Source organism: Clostridium sp. ZS2-4, from assembly GCF_026719745.1.
Classification (GTDB): Bacteria; Bacillota; Clostridia; order Clostridiales; family Clostridiaceae; genus Clostridium_H.
The window spans coordinates 1-19,081 of the sequence record NZ_JAPPRQ010000121.1; the positions used below are offsets into that span (position 1 = coordinate 1).

The following is a 19,081-nucleotide window of genomic DNA, read 5'->3' on the forward strand; positions in this document are numbered from 1 at the left end:
ATTTTCTATATTTTTGCTCTTTTTTATGTCTATTTTTATCAATTTAAATTCTTTAATTCTTTTTTCTTTCTGGCTACTGGTTACTGGTCACTGGCTACTGAAAAGTGCTTCGCACTTTTCTTATATTATACAATTCCAAATGATGCAAATATTAATACAACTACAAGTGTACATAGTGGAATTACTACTGAACACATACCAATATCAGCATATGATTCTTTATGTGTCAATCCACAAATTCCAAGTAATGTTATAACTGCACCATTGTGAGGTAATGAATCAAAACCACCACAAGCTAAAGTTGCTATTCTGTGAAGTACTTCAGGATTAATTCCTTGTGCTTGGGCTGTCTCTAAATATGTCTTTCCTAATACTCCAAGAGCTATGCTCATACCACCTGATGCTGAACCAGTTACACCTGCAAGCACATTAACTGATATCGCCTCTGAAATTAATGGATTGGAAGAAACTCCAAGTATTGCACTTTGTATTATAGCAAATCCAGCAAGAGATTTAATAACATTTCCGTATCCAACCTCTGAAGATGTATTTACTATTGCAAGAAGTGATCCTATAGCTCCTTGGTTAACACTCTTCTTAGCATCCTTTAATCTATTTAAATTTAGAACTATAGTTATAATAATGGCAATTACAAGAGCTATAATTAAACTCCATATACCTGAAACACTTGACAACTTAGTTAAATAAGGTTTTTGGCTCAAATATGCCCCATCATATTTACCTTCTACAAAAACAAATTTGGATAACATAAAATTAATAACCAAAACTAATATTATTGGCAACATAGATAATCCAAATGATGGTAATTTCGTTTCATTAAATTCAACTATATGTTCATCTGGATGATCACCATATCCTTCTCCTATATTTTTTGCTTTTTTAGCTCTATATGATAACCAGAATAAACCACCGCCACACATTAATATACCACCAATTATACCTAACCATGGTGCTGCATAAGCGTTAGTGCCAAAGAAAGGCATTGGAATAGCATTTTGTATTTGTGGTGTTCCTGGAAGTGCTGTCATTGTGAATGTAAAAGAACCTAATGCAATTGACCCTGGAATTAATCTCTTTGGTATATCTGCTTCTTTGTATAATTGAGCAGCTATTGGAAATACAGCAAACGCAACAACAAATAATGATACTCCACCATAAGTTAAGATTGCGCATGATAAAACTACTGCCAATATAGCTTTATCTCTACCTAATTTTTTTGCGATTGCATGAGCTATTGCCTTTGCTGCTCCTGAATCATCCATTATCTTACCAAATATAGCACCTAGTAAAAATATTGGGAAATATGATTTGCAGTAACCAGCAAAAGATTGCATAAACACCTCTGTATACGTTGCTATAAGTGGTGTTCCACCATTCATAATTGTTGCAAACAATGCTAAAATTGGTGCAAGAACTAATACCGTTATTCCTCTATATGCTAGATACATTAATAGTGCAAGTGATAAAATAATACCTATAACACCCATTAATTATTCCTCCCCATTTTTATTTGTTCTTACTTAATTTTATTTTAGAGATATGAAATAAGTATGCCTATTTTTATTTACATAAATTTCATGTATATTAATACTTATAACTCTACATCTTGTATTATGTTAATTACCTATATAATTATAATGTAATAGTTTAAAATAAGCATACTTAGTCACAAAATTCACCGATGAGCCTTTGATAAAGTTTTAATTTATAAGTTTGTTATATTACGCATATTACAGTTATTGACTTATTCAAATCCCATAAGTTCATCTTTAAAAATTCTTTCATCCATTAATTTAAGATTTTTAGCAACAATTGGCTTAAAATCCATTTGTGCTAACACATCTTTTTCTAAGTTAACACCAGGTGCAATTTCAATAAGAACTAGTCCTTCTTCTTCCAATTCAAATACTGCTCTTTCAGTTATATATAAAACTGGTTGTCCGATTTCTTTAGCATATTCACCACTAAATGTAATTTGTTCAACTTTGGGAACAAATTTTTTAACCTTTCCTTCTTGGTTAATAACAAGTTTTCCATCTTCAGCAGCTACTTTTAATCCACCTGCTGTAAATGTTCCGCAGTAAACTGTTTTTTTAGCATTTTGAGTTATGTTTATAAATCCACCACATCCAGCTATCTTTGGACCAAATTTACTAACATTTATATTTCCTTTTATATCACATTGTGCCAATCCCAAGAAAGCTACATCTAATCCACCACCATCATAGAAATCAAATTGATATGGCTGGTCTATTATAGCTTCTGCATTTGTTGAAGCTCCAAAGCTTAATCCACCAGCAGGTACTCCGCCTATTGGACCAGCTTCTACTGTTAATGTCATAGTGTCTCCTATTCCTTCTTCATTAGCTACCATTGCAACAACTTCTGGAACACCTATACCAAGATTTACAACTGCATCTTTCGGAAGTTCCATGGCTGCTCTTCGTGCTATTATCTTTCTTTCATCAAGTTTTACCTTTGACATATCACTTAACGGAACTACTATTTCTCCGCAATATGCTGGATTATATTGTTCTCCAAAAGTTTGCATAGATTTTTCTGGAGTTCCAACCACTACAGCATCAACATATATTCCTGGTATTTTAACAAGCTTTGGATCTAAAGCTCCATTTTGAACTACTTTTTCTACTTGAACAATAACAATACCACCCGAATTTTTAGCTGCCTGAGCAATTGAAAGTGTTTCCAAGCTTGCAACTTCTTTTTCCATAGTTACATTACCCTTTTCATCAGCATAAGTACCACGAAGTAATGCAACATTTATAGGAAATGCTTTATATAATAGTCTTTCTTCACCATCTATATTTACAAGCTTAACTATATCCTCTTTTGTTACATCGTTTATCTTTCCGCCATCAAGCCTTGGGTCGACAAATGTCTTTAAACCGACATGAGTAATTGTTCCTATTTTTCCTGCCGCAATATCTCTGAATAATTGAGATATTGTTCCTTGTGGAAGATTATAAGCTTCCATTTTATTATCAAGTGCTAATTTCTGAAGTTTTGGAGCAAGCGCCCAGTGACCACCTATCGTTCTCTTAACAAGCCCTTCATGACCTAAATGGTTTAATCCTCTTTCTTTAGAATCTCCTTGACCTGCTGCATAAACTAAAGTTAAATTATTGGGCTTCTTTTCTTCTAGAAACGTTTTTTCAATTCCTGAGATAATCTCTTCTGGATGACCAGCTCCTATAAAACCTGATACTGCAACTGTATCTCCATCTTTAATCATAGATATGGCCTCATGCAAACTTACTACTTTTGATTTCATACACACAACCTCCCCTATCTCATTAAATATATTTGGAAGCTTTTAAGCTCCTTTCTTCTAAATCCTCATGGGTAACTTTTTATGCTTTCCCGTAGAATCTTAAACAAAACTCCAAAAATTCACACAAATATAACCAGCAACTATCATGCCAATATATTCCATAAGTTTTTTTAAATTAAATTAGTGATACAATAACTTTTTTTTGCTTTTATATTAAATTTTTGCGGCACACTTTTTTTTCATTACAAGTAATTTAATTCAATCTTTTGTATTTATTTTCTTACACATTTACCTTTTTATAAATAAAAATGTAATGTTTTCATTACATTTTTATTTTGCTTTTCTATATAATTGTAAATACTCCAGTACACTTTTTCATTTTATCCCTTTACTTTTTTGTGAATCAATCTCAAATATTATGTTTAATCATTTTTTCATATAAAGTAGTACGACTTATTTGCAATAATTTAGCTGTTTTAGTTTTATTACCTTTACAAACTACTAAAGCATTTAATATAGCATCTTTTTCAGCTTTATTAATCACATCATCTAATTTATAAATTTCTTTAATAACACTGCTTCCAGTAATCTCTTCTGGTAAGTGTTTTGGAAGAATTTCCTCCCCATGATTTACAATATTCATAGCTCTTTCAATAACATTTTCCAGTTGTCGTATATTCCCCTCCCAAAAATATTTTTTCAAATACTCTACCGCTTCCAGTGATATACCTTTAATACATTTATTTAGTTTTTCACTTTTTTTGCTAATCATAAAATTTATTAATATTTCCATATCATCTTTTCTTTCTCTAAGTGATGGAATTTTAATAGCTACAACATTAAGTCTATAGTATAAATCTTTTCTAAATTCACCTTCTCTAACCATTTTATCTAAATCTCTATTGGTAGCTGCAATTATTCTTATATCTACACTTTTTGAATAATATGCACCTATTCTTTCTACTTCTTTTTCTTGGATAACTCTTAAAATTTTAACCTGCATAGCTAAAGGCATGTCTCCGATTTCATCCAAAAAAATAGTTCCTCCATCAGCTAATTCAAACTTACCAATCTTTCCCTCTTTATTAGCTCCTGTAAATGTACCCTTTTCATATCCAAAAAGTTCAGATTCTAATAATTCAAGAGGAATTGCTGCACAATTAACCTTTATAAAATTGCCATGAGCGCGGTCACTATCCTTATGTATAGCGTGAGCAAACAGTTCTTTACCTGTTCCACTTTCACCTATAAGTAAAACATTAGATGTTGTAAGAGCAGCTTTTTTTGCAAGAATTTTTGTTCTCTTCATAACTTCACTATTACCTATTATATTTTCAAAGCTATATTCTGCATTATTATTAAGATGTAAATCTCTTATATCATATTGTTTAATCTTTTTCTCAATTCTAGCAACTCTTTTAGAAAATGAATCAAAAGATTTTAAATTTCTAAACAATAGTTGTCCAACAGCTCCTTGTATTTTCCCCTCTTTTATTATAGGAAGTCTATTAGCTATTATGTATCTTCCTCTAACCTTCTGAAAGTCCACTGTTTCTCTTATTCCAGTCTTTGCAACTATATGCATTCTGGTATTTTCTATAACCTCTTTAACATGTTTGCCTACAGCTTTCTCCTTATCTATGCCTAAAAATTCAGCATATGCTTCACTTATCATTTTTATATATCCATCTTTATCAACAACTACAATTCCATCATAAGTCATTTCTAATACAGTTTCTAAAACTTCCGAGATATCTTTTTCATATTTTAGTTCTTCTATTAAATTATTATATTTTGTATCATCTCGCATTAAAATCATATATCCTGTTATATCTTTATACTGCTTCATAAAGATTTTAGTAACACTTACAGTTTTTTTATTAATTTCAATTTGTTCTTTCACAACCTTTTTTCCTTTTTTTAAATATTCCATAATGTTCACTTCAGGAAATATGTCAAAAACATATTTTCCTAATACTTTTTGTGATTTTATTCCCCAAATACTTTCTGCTTTTTTATTATAGCTAATAATCATTCCTTCTTTATCTGTCTCAATCATACCAACATGAATGTTTTCAATAATAGTATCTATTTTTTTTGAAGTATAATCATTAAAATTATCTATTTTCATACAATCATGCTCCTTTTTAAAATTATATTGCTTCATATTGATATTTTACCATTTTTTTACATGCCAGTCATTCTATACTTCATTTTATTATCACTAAACTTAAATGTCGAAAGAAAAGGTATCTTATTTTCTTTATAATATGAACGAAAAGCACTAAACCTTTGACATATTTTCTGAAGGTTTAGTGCTTTTTATTTTTTATATAAAAAAAGCTATATGAAAATAGAACTTAATTTTTATTTTCATATAGCTGCTTATCCTTTTATATAACTATTATTTTTTTACAGGTCTAGGAGGCATTACTTCTGCTTCTCCAGCTATAACAACCTTTTCATCTTGGTTAGTTACAGTAGTCTTAAGAACTAACCTATTTTTTTCTTCATTTTTTTTAATGACCTCAACTGTTGCTGTTACTGTATCTCCCATTCTTACTGGTGCTAAGAATTTCAATTTTTGTCCCATATAAATTGTTCCTGGTCCTGGAAGATACATTCCAAGTACAGTGGAAATTAAGCTTGAAACTAACATTCCATGACATATTCTTCCCTTAAACATTGTCTTTTCTGAATCAACTTGGTTAATATGTGCTGGGTTTAAATCTCCTGAAATTCCTGCAAATAAGTATACATCAGTTTCTGACATAGTTTTAGTGAATGAAGCCTTGTCACCCATATTTATTTGCTGAATTGTCTTTCCTATCATTTATACACCCACCTTTAATTTTATTCTTAGATTACCATTGCAAAAATAATCTACTTTATTTTTAGTGAGCATATTTAATGCCAATCATTTTTCGTTTAAATCCAAACTATTTTTAGTATAATTTTTTTATCGTTCTTCTCTAAAATATGGATTTCCTAATGAAGCTGGTGGTGCATTCTTTTTACTTTTATTCATTGATACAATAACTAGCACAGTTATTGTTACTAAATAAGGAAGCATATCTATTAAATACTGAGAGACATGTGCTGTAAGGACTTCAAATCTAAATCCAATAATGTCTAATCCGCCAAATAAATATGCGCCTGCTATAGCTTTATACGGATTCCATGATGCAAAAATCACAAGAGCAACTGCTATCCATCCTCTTCCTGCTGTTACATTTTCCTGCCACGCTGGAATATACACTAGAGACAGATATGCTCCCCCTAGCCCACATAAAGCTCCTCCCAATAATACATTCAAATACTTATATAAGCTTACATTTATACTTGCGGCATCTGCACAAGCTGGATTTTCTCCAACGGATCTTAGATTTAAACCTTGTCTAGTTTTATATAAATATATGCCAAGTAATACTGCAATTATATATCCAATATATACAAAAGAATCTTGTCTGAAAAATACAGACCCTATAAAAGGAATTTTCCCTAAAACCGGTACTGAAAAAGGCTTGAAAAAGTTTTTTATGTTATCAGGAGTTGTTTGACCTATTAATCCTTTTCCCATCAAGCTGGATACACCCGTTCCAAATATAGTAAGAGTCAATCCTGCTACAACCTGATTTGCCTTTAAGCTTATAGTTAAAAAACCATATATTAATGCTCCAAAAGCTCCTGCAAGAGCTGCTGCTGCAATAGCAAGTATTGGATTAGAAGTTTTTAATCCTACCATAAATCCAAAAACTGCGCCCAAGAGCATCATACCCTCAACACCTAAATTTAAATTCCCAGATTTTTCTGTTATTATTTCTCCTAAAGTTGCTAAAAGCAGAGGCGTACCTGCAACTACTGCTGCACTTAAAAATGCTATAACCAGATTCATTTATTCAGCCTCCCTTGGTAACTTTTCATTTTTTTCTTTTAGAAAAACTTTATACTTTATAAAGAATTCGCTGCCCAGTACAAAAAATAAAATCATCCCTTGGAGAACCAATGCAGCTGCCTCTGGTATGCCAAAAGCTGTCTGAATATACGCTCCTCCTTGAAGAAGTGCAGCAAAAAGTATAGAAACTATTAAAATTAAAGGTGCACTTAAAGATGCTAACCAAGTTACAATTATAGCTGTATATCCAACTCCACCAGAAAGCTCTACGGACAAAGTATTGCTAACAGCTGATGCTTGAATCATTCCAACTAATCCACATAGACCTCCACTTAGAAATACAGCACTCATTATTGTATTTTTAATATTAATACCAGCATATTGTGCAGTTCTTTCGCTTTCTCCTAAAACACTAATTTCGTATCCTTTTTTCGTATAAGTCATAAAAATATACATTAATACAACAAGAACAACTGCAATAATCCAGCCTATATGAATTTGAAAAACTTTTGGAAGTATAGCATTTTTAGAGAAATTAGGTATTTTGGGAAATCCCATTGCTTTTGGGTCTTTCCATAAATCATATTGCAGATACGCTATCCACTTTAATGCAATATAGTTCATCATTAAAGTTATAATAGTCTCATTTGTACCCCATTTAGACTTAAAAAATGCGGGTATAAAAGCCCAAATTCCACCACCAATCATTCCTGCTACTGCCATTATTATAAGCAAAATTGGTTGAGGTAAAGTTTTAAAATTAAGAGCAAAAAAAGATGCCAAGAAGGCTCCCATCATTATCTGCCCTTCTCCTCCTATATTCCAAAATTGCATTTTGAAAGCAACAGATATTCCTAATGATGTTATTAAAAGAGGAATAGCTTTTATTATTGTTTGCCTAATTTTATAGTTAGAACCAAAAGCTCCTTTAACCATTGACGTATATACTTTTAAAGGGTTTAAGCCTATACTAAATATAAAAATTGCTACTACTAAAAGAGCAAGAATTATAGCTGTAGTTCTAATTTTTATTCTTTGTGATTTTGTTACTTCACTCTTTTTTACTATTCTAAACATCAGCTATCCCCTCCTCTTCTCTATTTCCTACCATTAACATTCCTATTTTTTCCTTAGTGGCTTCTTTAGAATCTAGAATTCCAGTTACTTCCCCATTACACATAACCATTATTCTGTCACATAACTCTATCAAAACATCTAAATCTTCTCCAATATAAATTACTGAATTTCCTTTTTCTTTTTCTTTATTTATTAAATCATATATTGTATAGCATGTATTAATATCCAATCCTCTTACCGGATAAGCCATTATTAATAGTTTAGGATATAGACTCAGTTCTCTTCCTAGAAGTATCTTCTGAATATTTCCCCCAGATAGATATCTTATTGGATAATGTATACTTGGTGTTTTTATTTCCAGTTTCTCGACCATTTCAGTGGCCTTTTCCTGAATTGGTTTTCTATCTATGAATATTCCTTTTTTATTTTGATAATTTTTTAAAAGTAAATTATCAACCATATCCATAGAACCCACAAGACCCATTCCCAATCTATCTTCTGGTATAAAACTCATGCTTATTCCTTTTCTTATAATTTCTCCACTGGTCTTACCAACTAGATTTTCTCCTTCAAAAGTAACTTCTCCACTCTCAATCTTTTGAAGTCCAGCTATTGCTTCACACAACTCTTTTTGTCCACTACCTGCTATTCCTGCTATTCCTAAAATTTCACCAGAATTTACAGAAAAGCTTATACTTTTAAGTACATCACTCTTTTCTTCATTTATTACCCTTAAATTATTTACTTCTAAAATTCTCTCTCCTGTTTTTCTTTCAACCTTTTTTATAGACAGTTCTACCGGTCTTCCTACCATAAGCTCAGTAAGTTCTTTAGGATTTGTATCAACCTTATTTAAAGTCTGTATACTTTCTCCTTTTCTAAGCACTGTTATTCTATCAGCAGTACTCATTACTTCATCCATCTTATGTGTGATAAATATAACCGCACAGCCCTCTTCCTTCATTCGCTCAACTATTTTAAATAATTTTTCACTTTCCTGAGGTGTAAATACAGCTGTAGGTTCATCCAATATAAGAATATCTGCCCCTCTATATAAAACTTTTAATATTTCAAGATTCTGCTTTTCTCCTACAGACATTTCATAAACATTTTTTTCTAATTTAACTTCAAGACCAAATTTATCTATAATTTCATTTATTCTTTTTATGCTCTTTCTTTTATTTAAAAATGCCTTACCCTTTTGCCCTAAGATTATATTTTCAACTGCAGTCATCGTCTCAACTAACTTAAAGTGCTGATATATCATTCCAATACCAGCACTTATAGCATCTTTAGGAGATGTAAATTTTTTATCTTCCCCATGAATTAAAATAGAACCGCTATCAGGAGTATAAACCCCTGACAGCATGTTCATCAATGTACTCTTACCAGCACCATTCTCACCTAGAAGAGCATGAACCTCTCCCCCATGCACTTCTAAATTAATATTATTATTTGCTATTACTTTTCCAAATCGTTTTGTTATATTTTTCATTTGGATATATGGAACTTTATTTTCCACCATTTTGAACTCCCTCTACAAACCAATTCATTTTTAATAATTCTTCATCTGACATAATCTTATCTTTTGCAACTTTTTCTTGTCCCTTGTTATCTTTTATAGGTCCAACAAATACTTTATTTGCACCAGATATTATATCTTCTTTAGTCTTTTTAACTTTTTCTTCTGCTCCTGCTGGGGCATTTTTTGTAAGTGGAGCAAGGTCTATAATTCCTTCTTCCATTCCACCCCAATGACTTTCTGACTTCCATGTTCCATCCATTATAGCTTTAACTTGTGAAACATAATATGGTCCCCAGTTCCATACTGGAGCTGTCATATATGCCTTTGGAGCTTTTGCTTCCATATTAGTGTTATATCCTATTGAGAATACGCCTCTCTCTTCAGCTGCTTGCTGTGGTCCTGCAGTATCTTGATGTTGAGTTATAACATCTGAACCTTCATCTAGTAAAGCCTTTGCCGCTTCTTTTTCTTTTGCTGGATCATACCAAGTATTTGTCCATTTAACTTTTACAACAGCATCAGGATTTACAGAACGTACTCCTAAAGTAAATGCATTGATTCCTCTTACAACTTCTGGTATTTCAAAAGCCGCTACATATCCAATTACATTACTCTTTGTTTTCATTCCTGCAACTATACCTGATAGGTATCTTGCTTGATACATTCTTCCAAAATAATTTGACATGTTATCTGCAGTAGTATATCCTGAACAATGTAAGAATTTCACATCTGGATGTTCACCTGCCGCCTTAGCCATACCATCCATAAACCCAAAGCTTGTACCTATTATCACGTTACATCCTTGATCTATCATATCTTCTATTACTTTTTGAACCTCTGCAGTATCTTCTTTTACTGATTCTTTAATTACTGATGTTTGAAGTCCTAATTCTTTTTCTACATATTCTCTTCCTTGATCATGAGAATATGTCCATCCTTCATCTCCTACAGGCCCTACATATAGAAATCCTAATTTTATCTCTTCTTTTTTGCCAGTATCATTTGCTACTTCTTCTTTTGAACCACATCCTGTTAACACAACTGCTAAAATCATAACTAAAGCTAACATCAAAGCAAAAATCTTTTTCATAATTATCCTCCTTAATAACGTGTGTTTTAATTATATTTTTTAAAAATAATTTTATTTTCTTCCATAGATTCAATAATAGCCAAAGATTCTACTTGTACATTTTTTTCTTCAATAATCTGTCTTCCATTTTGAAAGCCTTTTTCAATTACTATGCCTGCACCAGCTACTTCTGCATTCCCTTGTTTAATAATATCTATAAGTCCCAAAACTGCATTTCCATTTGCTAAGAAATCATCAATTATTAGGATTTTGTCCTGTGAAGAGATAAAATCTTTTGCTACTCTCACATTATATGACTTATTTTTAGTAAACGAAAAAACTTCCGATTTATAGGTATCTGCATCCATATTACTTCCCTCTTGTTTTTTTGCAAAAACTACAGGAACATTAAAATATTGTGCAGCAATACAAGCAATTCCTATTCCTGAAGCTTCTATTGTTAATATCTTAGTTATCTCTTTCTCCTTGAATCTTTCTTTGAATTCCTTACCAATTTCATTAAATAATTGTATATCTATCTGATGATTTAAGAAGCTATCCACTTTTATAACATCATTTCCAAAAACTTGTCCATCTTTTAAAATTCTATTTTTTAATAGTTCCATATACTATATCCTTCCTTTATTAAAATTTAATTACACAAAAAAGAAAACTCCCTAGAAATAACTAGGGAGTTTATATTATTTAAATACCTATAAAAATATCCTTCAAATTCGCTTTGCAATAACAATACATAAAATGTACGTCCTGTAACGAATATATGAAAACATCATAATATGTAGATAATAAATCAATCAATTATAGGTATAAAATTTTAAATATAAACACCCGTAGTCAAACAGTTTAAGGCTGCATGGTAGAAACGTTTAGTCCATATTACTAAACATATACGAGTAGACGAACATTTATTGTTTTTTAATAAGTTTCATTCGTTTCGGTAATGTATATTTATATATTAAATCATATCACTCTAAAAATCAATACTTAATTTAAAAATCAAATAGGTTCATAAATTTTCTCAAAACAAAAGCCTTTAAAAGTTTTTTAAACTTTCAAAGACTTTTTCACATATATAATTACTAAGCTTCTTCAATTTCTAAAACACTATCATTTTCACTACTATTAAATATATTCAAATCTAATTCATTTTCCATATTAGCCATAATAACACTAGCTGCCGCATCTCCTGTTATATTTACTGCTGTTCTCATCATATCCAGTATTCTATCTATTCCTAGTACCAAGGATATTCCTTCTACCGGAAGTCCTACTTGCTGTAATACCATGGAAAGTGTTATCAATCCAACACCTGGTACTCCTGCTGTACCTACTGAAGCTAAAGTAGCAGTTAATACTACCATCATTAATTCATTAATTGTAAGTGGCAGTCCATATACCTGTGAAATAAATACGGTAGCAACTCCCTGCATAATTGCAGTACCATCCATATTAATAGTAGCGCCTAAAGGAATTGTAAAGCTGGCAATAGACCCTGGCACCCCTAATTTTTCTTCACAAGTTTCAAGATTTACAGGTATAGTAGCATTACTGCTTGATGTACTAAAAGCAACCACCATTACAGGCCAGAATTTTTTAAAGAATGTAATAGGATTTACTCGTCCAATAAATTTTAAAGCTGATCCATAAACTAATACAAGTTGTAAAAATAATACTAATATAATTGTTATTCCGTAATATAAAAGTTTTACTAAAACATCTGTTCCTTGAGCCATTACAACATTTGCTATAAGTGCAAAAACTCCAATAGGCGCAAATGACATAACTATTCCTATTATTTTTAATAAAACCTCATTTATCTGTTCTATTACGTTAAGCATAGGTTCTGCTGATTTTCCAACAAGAGTTGCTGCCACACCAAACAAAATAGAAAAAGTAATTATTTGAAGCATTTCTCCTTTAACCAGTGATTCAATTGGATTCGTCGGAACCATATTTACAAAGATGTCCATAATAAATGGCGCCTCAGCAGCTTTAAACTCTTTAACATTTGATAGCAGTTGGCTTCCACCACTTCCTGGTTTTATAACACTTGCAAGTACAATAGCTAAAGTTATTGCCAATGCTGTTGTCGCAGTATAATAAATAATAGTTCTTATTCCCACTCTTCCTAATTTCTTTATATCTCCCATACTAGCAGTACCAGATATTAATGAACATAAAACAAGTGGAACCACCAGCATCTTTATGCCTCGTAAAAAAACTTTTCCTAATGGACCTAAAGCCCATTTAATTATTCCTTCATTTAAAGATGTTGAAAAAAACCTATTGGCAATTATTCCAAAAATAATACCTAAACCTAATGATAAAATTATGTTTTTAGTTAATGACATTTTTTTGCTCTGTTTCATTCATTTTCTCCCTACTTAAGATTTTTTTATTTCATTATTATTCATTTACCTTAAATATTATATCAATTATTCATGGTTTTTGCAATAAAATGAATTTCAAAAATGAATTTATTCATTTCAAAATTTCATTTACAACTTTTTTATATATTATTGCATTTTTTCCTTCAAAGTTTCAATTCTATGTTTATTATTCCTTCAAATCACTAAGTACTCCTTCTATAATTTCATCTTAATTTAATTCCAAAATAAAAACTCCAAGCATTTAGCCTGAAGTTACTTTTCTTATTAATATTTGTTTAAATTCATTCTTAACTTTTAAAAACTGTTCCATATCATTCAAAAATTGAAAAAGCATTGCTCTGTTTTCAAATTCTTCTCGTGTTGATGGAAGAGGCATTTCTCTAAAGTTTTTTCTTAGAAGACGTAAATCATTAAGTAATTCCTCTGCTGTGTTTTCTTCATGTAATAAAGAAGCAACCTTCTCTGTAAATTCTGCCATCATAATGGTCTGATCATAAGTCATAAAAAATCGTTGAAAATGTTGTTTCATTCGTTTTATAGTTTCATACTGTTGAATTCTCATCTCCATATATTGCACATAATAACTAGCATCTACTAGAAAATAATTATTTAAATTAATATACGCACGATTTCTAGCTTCGTGCAACTTAATTTCAAGATCATTAAACAAATCGTCTTCCTTTTTTAATGAAACTTCATGTTCCTTCAATGCTATTGACATATGAAGTAGAATCTCTCTCATCTTTTCTTCAATATATATTTGATCTTGTTTAATATGTTCTTCTATACTTGGCATATAAAGATTTAAGAATAATGCAATACCAACCCCAATTAACATAAGTGCTAACTCATTCCTAACCCAAAATATATCAACTGATTTTTCAATTAATAGATGAGTTACAAGTACTGAGCTTACAACAATCCCTTCTTCCACATTAAACTTTACTGCTGCTGGGATAAAAAACAACAAAAAAACACCAAATATTATCTCATTATAACCAAACATTTTAAAAAGAACAGAAGAAATAAACAAAGCTAAAATACAGGCACCTATTCGATGTAGAGCTATTTTAACAGATTGCTTTTTTGTGTTTTGAATGCTTAAAATAGTAATAATACCAGCAGATATAGCATATTCTATCCCTAATTGTTTTGCAATGATTATTGCCGCAGAAGCACCAATCCCCGTTTTTAATGTTCTATAACCAATAAATTTCATATATACTCCTCTTTATCTTTAATTGAATCGCCAAAGATAATATAATTAATTTTGCTCATTAGTAGAATTCTTGCATAGAATATAGTTTGTTTTTTAAATCATTTTAGCATACTTAAAGAATAAAGTCATATATTATTAGCGTTGTTAACCCATTATATAAAAATAAGGCTTTACAAAGTTTTTTTAACTCTGTAAAGCCTTATATATCAACCGTTGTAAATGGTGCGCCCAAAGGGATTCGAACCCCCGACCTTCAGATTTGTGGCAAACTTGTCCTATTAGTTTTATATAATCCCTAAAAGCCTTATGTATCAACGTTTCTGTCACAGCTAGTCCATTTTAATCTATTCACTTTATTACACCGGTTGTGTTACGGTTGTGTTATTTTATTTGTGTAAATTCAAATAATAATTTAATACTTCCATGGTAACTTCTTTGGTGCAAAAGTAATGCTAGCTTAATAACAAAGCAGCAAGTTTTGTTTATATAGTATCCTTATCTTTATATTTTTTATTAACTTATTCTACTTCATTTTCTATGCTTTATATCTTGAATTTCCACAAAATGTTTTACATTCCTTTACAAGTGCCTGACCCCTTTGTGAGGACATGCTTTGCTGAACTCACTTGCTATAGTAGCATAGGGTACATATCTCCACAAAAATGTGAAGATTTAGCTAGAAAAATCTCATGAAAAGCTCAACTTTTCGTGTCTAATCTATTGACATAGATCCAAAACCACATCATAAGTTCTACATGCATCAATAAAAATCTGTGCTAACCTTTTTAAAATAATATTCCCTGCATCATGACCATAAGTATCATTTATTTTCTTAAAAAATCAATATCTAATAATAATCTATTTTTGAGAAAATAACGAAAAAGATTAACTGGATTTTACTTAAACTCAATATCTTCATTTACTTTTTTATGAATATCAATCCTATTTTTAACATCAATTCTGTTAACCAACCAACCATTTAAAGTGCAATTTTTTATAAATTCATCAATTCTATTAATACCATTAATTTCCTTCAATGTAACTATAACACCAAAACGAATTCCCATTCCATCTTTTGGATCTAATCTATTGTTTGTTTTAATTTCCATTCCCCAATTTTTATTATTATATGATATTTTCGGCATCATCCTAGCTTTAGGTCTTTCAGCAACATATTTTACGTTGTCCCATTTTCTAAACCTGTCTCTTGCTTCACCTTCTAGGAGATAATTTTTTTCTGTATCCAATACTTCCTCTTGATTTTGCTTATCACCTTTAATATCCTTTATCTTTCCCTGATTATCGATTCTACCAAAATGGAGATTAAGTTCAGTATTAGTGTAATCAACACCTTGCGTTCTATCACACATAGGGAAATAACACATGATCGCTCTTGCGATATAGGGGTATTTATCATCTTTAATCGGAATAGGAAAATGATAATTATAAGTGTTCCACTTTTCACTTACATCAGATACTAAAAATTTAATCTCATCTTCTTTTGTTTGAACAATATCGTCTATTTTGATAGGCACAACACCATGTCCATAAAGAGCAACTTCCTCTGGAGTTGGCTTTTCATTCCAATCTCTTGCAGCATCAATAATCATTGCTTTAGCAACTTCTCTGCTCAAACCTAGCACATCAATTAAATATGACAATTTTCTGGCAATCCAAGGAGAAGCAAACGAAGTACCAGCAACATTTGCTGTACCTAATGGTTCACAAACTTGAATATATTGTTCCTCACTCCCACCATAGTAACTAATATCAGGCTTTGCAAAAAATGATAATGCAAGTCCTTTTCTTGCATATTTTGTTGATAGACCTTTTCTAGTCACCGCATTCACTACCATGCTGTTTATTGAATCAGCAGGTGAACCAATTTTTACTACATTATCACTAGGTTTATTTGTTCCTGCTACAACAAAAATAACATCATTTTCATATTGAATTTGATCTAATACCGCAGCTTCTGCAGAAATAAAATTATCATTAACTTCTTGATTACTTCCAAGTGAGATATTCCATACTTTTATATCTTTATTATTCGCAATAATATTTTTTATTTGCTTTGTAATTGTAAAAGAAGAGAATTTTGATCCAGTTGCAACACCAAAGTGGCGGACTTTAAATCTACCACATCCATCATCTAGCCATGGATTTAGCCTAGCACCGTCTACAATAATGGAAGTCACAGCCGTACCATGATTATAATCATTTGTACTTTTGGGGATATTATCGTCAACCATATCATAATATTCTACCCATTCACTAAAATAAACACGTTTATCAAACAAGGTATCAATGACTCCAATTGTTGGTTCTATACTCGGAGAAGGGATATACAACATCCCCTGCTGATATTGTTGAATAAAATCTTCAGGGGATAATTCTGATAAATCCACAGTTGCCATTGAAACAAGGTACGGAGCTTTTTCAAATAAAAGCTTTAATTGATTTTCATCTAAAAATACTGTTTGGTTATCTAGTATTCTACTTGTTAAAATGTCAATTCCTATATTTTTAAATAATAATTTTGTATCTGTACCGGTATTATATAGTGTAATAATACTTTGATTGAGTTGAGGCGTTGCCATCTCCACCTCAAAATCATCAATGTATGAAACATCCGCTACCACTTGTTTAAAAACAGATTTGCTTATTGAAAATTGTTTAAATGGAACTTTATCAATTATTTTATTGTCATCAAAAATAGATTTATTTATACCATCTCGAAACTTAGAGTATAAAACATCACTTACTTTAGAAAGCAAATCCATACTTTTATCTAAATCTTTAGTATCTAGAAAATAAGTAATTATATGCTTACTCTTCTCGCCATTAAATTTAGCCCCAACAATAGCAAGATTAGAGTCTTTTCCTCTAAATAATCCAGATATCCGATTACTTTTGGCAACTATTTTATTGTAATAAACACTAATTAAAATGCCTTGGAAAGGTTTTTTTTCTAGTTTCCAAAACTCTTTAATTTGACCTAGTTTAGATTTCAGTCTAAGAAATTGCTCACTTGACACTACTTTTTTACTATTCATTGCAGCTCCACCACCATTGCCGCTTTTTGAAGCTTGAACAAACCGCTTGCCTTTCAGTTCTAGTACATTATTCATCTTGATCTCCCTCCTTATTCAACTTTCTTGATACATTACTTTTAGATTCCCCTTTAAGTTTTTCTATTTCTCGCACTGTGAATCCATCTATATAAAGTTGGTTAATATCAGCTTGTTCAAGATTACCGATTAGATTATTATAAAGTCTTCTTAAGTAGTCATGCTCATAATTCACATCACTGAATGCTAAAGATGTTTTTATAATATTTTTTAGTTCTCCAGGATACGGAAGGTTATCTGTTGCTTTCAATATTTTTTTAAATAACCTTGTATCTTTTGAAATACCTTTAAAATTTTTAATAAAAGATGAGAAGTAATACTCAGCAACTTCAATCAAATCTTCCTTACTATATCGATTAAAATTAATGACTGCATCGAAACGCCGTGTTAATGCTTTGTCAAAATTTGAATATAAATTTGTTGTTGCAATAATTACTATTTCTTTATTTAAATCAGTCAACCTATCGAGTTCTCTCAAAATAGTTGAAGTAACTCTGCCCATTTCACGTACATCATTAGAATTAATCCTATCCAAGGCAATTACATCTATCTCATCGAATAAAATAACAACTTTATTTGAATTTGGAATATTATTTATCTCATTAAATACGCTTGTAATATTTTTATTAGTTTGACCTAATTTACTGTCAATTAAGTTATCAAAATCAACATAAAACAATGTTCTATCCAGTAATCGTGCTACATGCTTAGCGGCCTCTGTTTTCCCACTACCAGGCAACCCTTCAAATAGAAACTTGTTAATTCCTATATTGTGATTTACAGCATTAATAATACCCTTTATATCATCAGATATCTCCATAGGTAAATTTAATGGCCCCATTCCTCTAGTATCTAATTGCTTTAAAAATTCACTTTCAAAATCACTACTTTGCGGTGTATACAAATTTGATTCTGAAATTAAACTCATAATATATTCAGCCAACTGATCGTCACCAATACTATCAAAGTATCTTGCTATATTTATGGATTCACTTCTAAAAGCATTCTCGTTTCTTTCAACATGATATTTTATTAGGTTTAAAACGTTTTGCTTTTTCATAATATCGCACCTCCAATCTCTTTTATTATTATATCATAAAACGGGACAAATATACACATTATTGGGACAAATTTTATTAAAATTAATATATTTCATTTTTAATTTATGATACTTTATATTTTCTCCTATATTGGGAACTAAATCTTTTTACTACTCTTCTTTTATATTTAAAGTAGACCATTTGCTTCTGATTTTATTCATAAAAAATAGGCATCCATTTCCAAATACCTAAACCCAAAAGCAATCTAATAAAATTAATTACCTAAGTTTCGTACAAACAAAACTTTATTAGTTTCCATATTATAGTTTCCAAAAAATAAATAGTGGATAATACCAAGCCTTGAAGTATAATTTTCTTACCACAAAAAAATTAAGAAAGGC

Annotated in this window: 14 protein-coding genes and 1 riboswitch; all 14 genes read right to left on the bottom strand. The window is 30.6% G+C overall.

From position 1 onward, the window contains the following. Positions 1–125 precede the first annotated feature (125 nt). Positions 126–1,508 (bottom strand): GntP family permease, encoded by a 1,383-nt coding sequence (locus tag OIO11_RS13255; protein WP_268071925.1) that lies wholly within the window; start codon positions 1,506–1,508, stop codon positions 126–128. 257 nt (positions 1,509–1,765) lie between these two features. After that, positions 1,766–3,313, bottom strand: coding sequence for an acyl CoA:acetate/3-ketoacid CoA transferase (locus OIO11_RS13260; RefSeq protein ID WP_268071926.1), 1,548 nt, complete (start codon positions 3,311–3,313; stop codon positions 1,766–1,768). 409 nt (positions 3,314–3,722) lie between these two features. Then, on the bottom strand, positions 3,723–5,444 hold the full coding sequence (locus tag OIO11_RS13265) for a sigma 54-interacting transcriptional regulator (protein WP_268071927.1): 1,722 nt from the start codon (positions 5,442–5,444) through the stop codon (positions 3,723–3,725). Positions 5,445–5,717: 273 nt separating this feature from the next. Beyond that, the gene (locus OIO11_RS13270; protein ID WP_268071928.1) at positions 5,718–6,146 is read right to left on the bottom strand and encodes a MaoC family dehydratase; all 429 of its coding nucleotides are present in this window, start codon (positions 6,144–6,146) and stop codon (positions 5,718–5,720) included. A gap of 126 nt (positions 6,147–6,272) precedes the next feature. Then, positions 6,273–7,208, bottom strand: coding sequence for an ABC transporter permease (locus tag OIO11_RS13275; protein ID WP_268071929.1), 936 nt, complete (start codon positions 7,206–7,208; stop codon positions 6,273–6,275). Continuing rightward, positions 7,209–8,285 carry an ABC transporter permease gene (locus tag OIO11_RS13280; RefSeq protein WP_268071930.1) on the bottom strand — a complete coding sequence of 359 codons (1,077 nt, stop codon included), beginning with the start codon at positions 8,283–8,285 and terminating at the stop codon, positions 7,209–7,211. Continuing rightward, positions 8,278–9,810: an ABC transporter ATP-binding protein gene (locus tag OIO11_RS13285; protein WP_268071931.1), complete on the bottom strand. Its 1,533-nt coding sequence runs from the start codon at positions 9,808–9,810 to the stop codon at positions 8,278–8,280. The genes OIO11_RS13280 and OIO11_RS13285 overlap by 8 nt, the downstream gene beginning before the upstream one ends. Then, complete coding sequence (locus OIO11_RS13290) at positions 9,797–10,900, bottom strand: BMP family ABC transporter substrate-binding protein (RefSeq protein ID WP_268071932.1); 1,104 nt, start codon at positions 10,898–10,900, stop codon at positions 9,797–9,799. The genes OIO11_RS13285 and OIO11_RS13290 overlap by 14 nt, the downstream gene beginning before the upstream one ends. Positions 10,901–10,926: 26 nt before the next feature. Continuing rightward, positions 10,927–11,505: a xanthine phosphoribosyltransferase gene (locus OIO11_RS13295; RefSeq protein ID WP_268071933.1), complete on the bottom strand. Its 579-nt coding sequence runs from the start codon at positions 11,503–11,505 to the stop codon at positions 10,927–10,929. Positions 11,506–11,711: 206 nt separating this feature from the next. Further along, a riboswitch (purine riboswitch) is annotated at positions 11,712–11,813 on the bottom strand. A 166-nt stretch (positions 11,814–11,979) separates the two neighbouring features. Further along, entirely contained in the window at positions 11,980–13,269 is a 1,290-nt protein-coding gene (locus OIO11_RS13300; protein WP_268071934.1) for a dicarboxylate/amino acid:cation symporter, read from the bottom strand. A 262-nt stretch (positions 13,270–13,531) separates the two neighbouring features. Beyond that, positions 13,532–14,509: an aromatic acid exporter family protein gene (locus OIO11_RS13305; protein WP_268071935.1), complete on the bottom strand. Its 978-nt coding sequence runs from the start codon at positions 14,507–14,509 to the stop codon at positions 13,532–13,534. Between the two features lie 717 nt (positions 14,510–15,226). Beyond that, positions 15,227–15,337, bottom strand: a complete 111-nt coding sequence (locus tag OIO11_RS13310) for a diguanylate cyclase domain-containing protein (RefSeq protein WP_326497941.1) — start codon at positions 15,335–15,337, stop codon at positions 15,227–15,229. 68 nt (positions 15,338–15,405) lie between these two features. Further along, positions 15,406–17,640 (bottom strand): S8 family peptidase, encoded by a 2,235-nt coding sequence (locus tag OIO11_RS13315; RefSeq protein ID WP_268071936.1) that lies wholly within the window; start codon positions 17,638–17,640, stop codon positions 15,406–15,408. Continuing rightward, positions 17,633–18,700 (bottom strand): ATP-binding protein, encoded by a 1,068-nt coding sequence (locus OIO11_RS13320; RefSeq protein WP_268071937.1) that lies wholly within the window; start codon positions 18,698–18,700, stop codon positions 17,633–17,635. The genes OIO11_RS13315 and OIO11_RS13320 overlap by 8 nt, the downstream gene beginning before the upstream one ends. Positions 18,701–19,081: the final 381 nt, after the last annotated feature.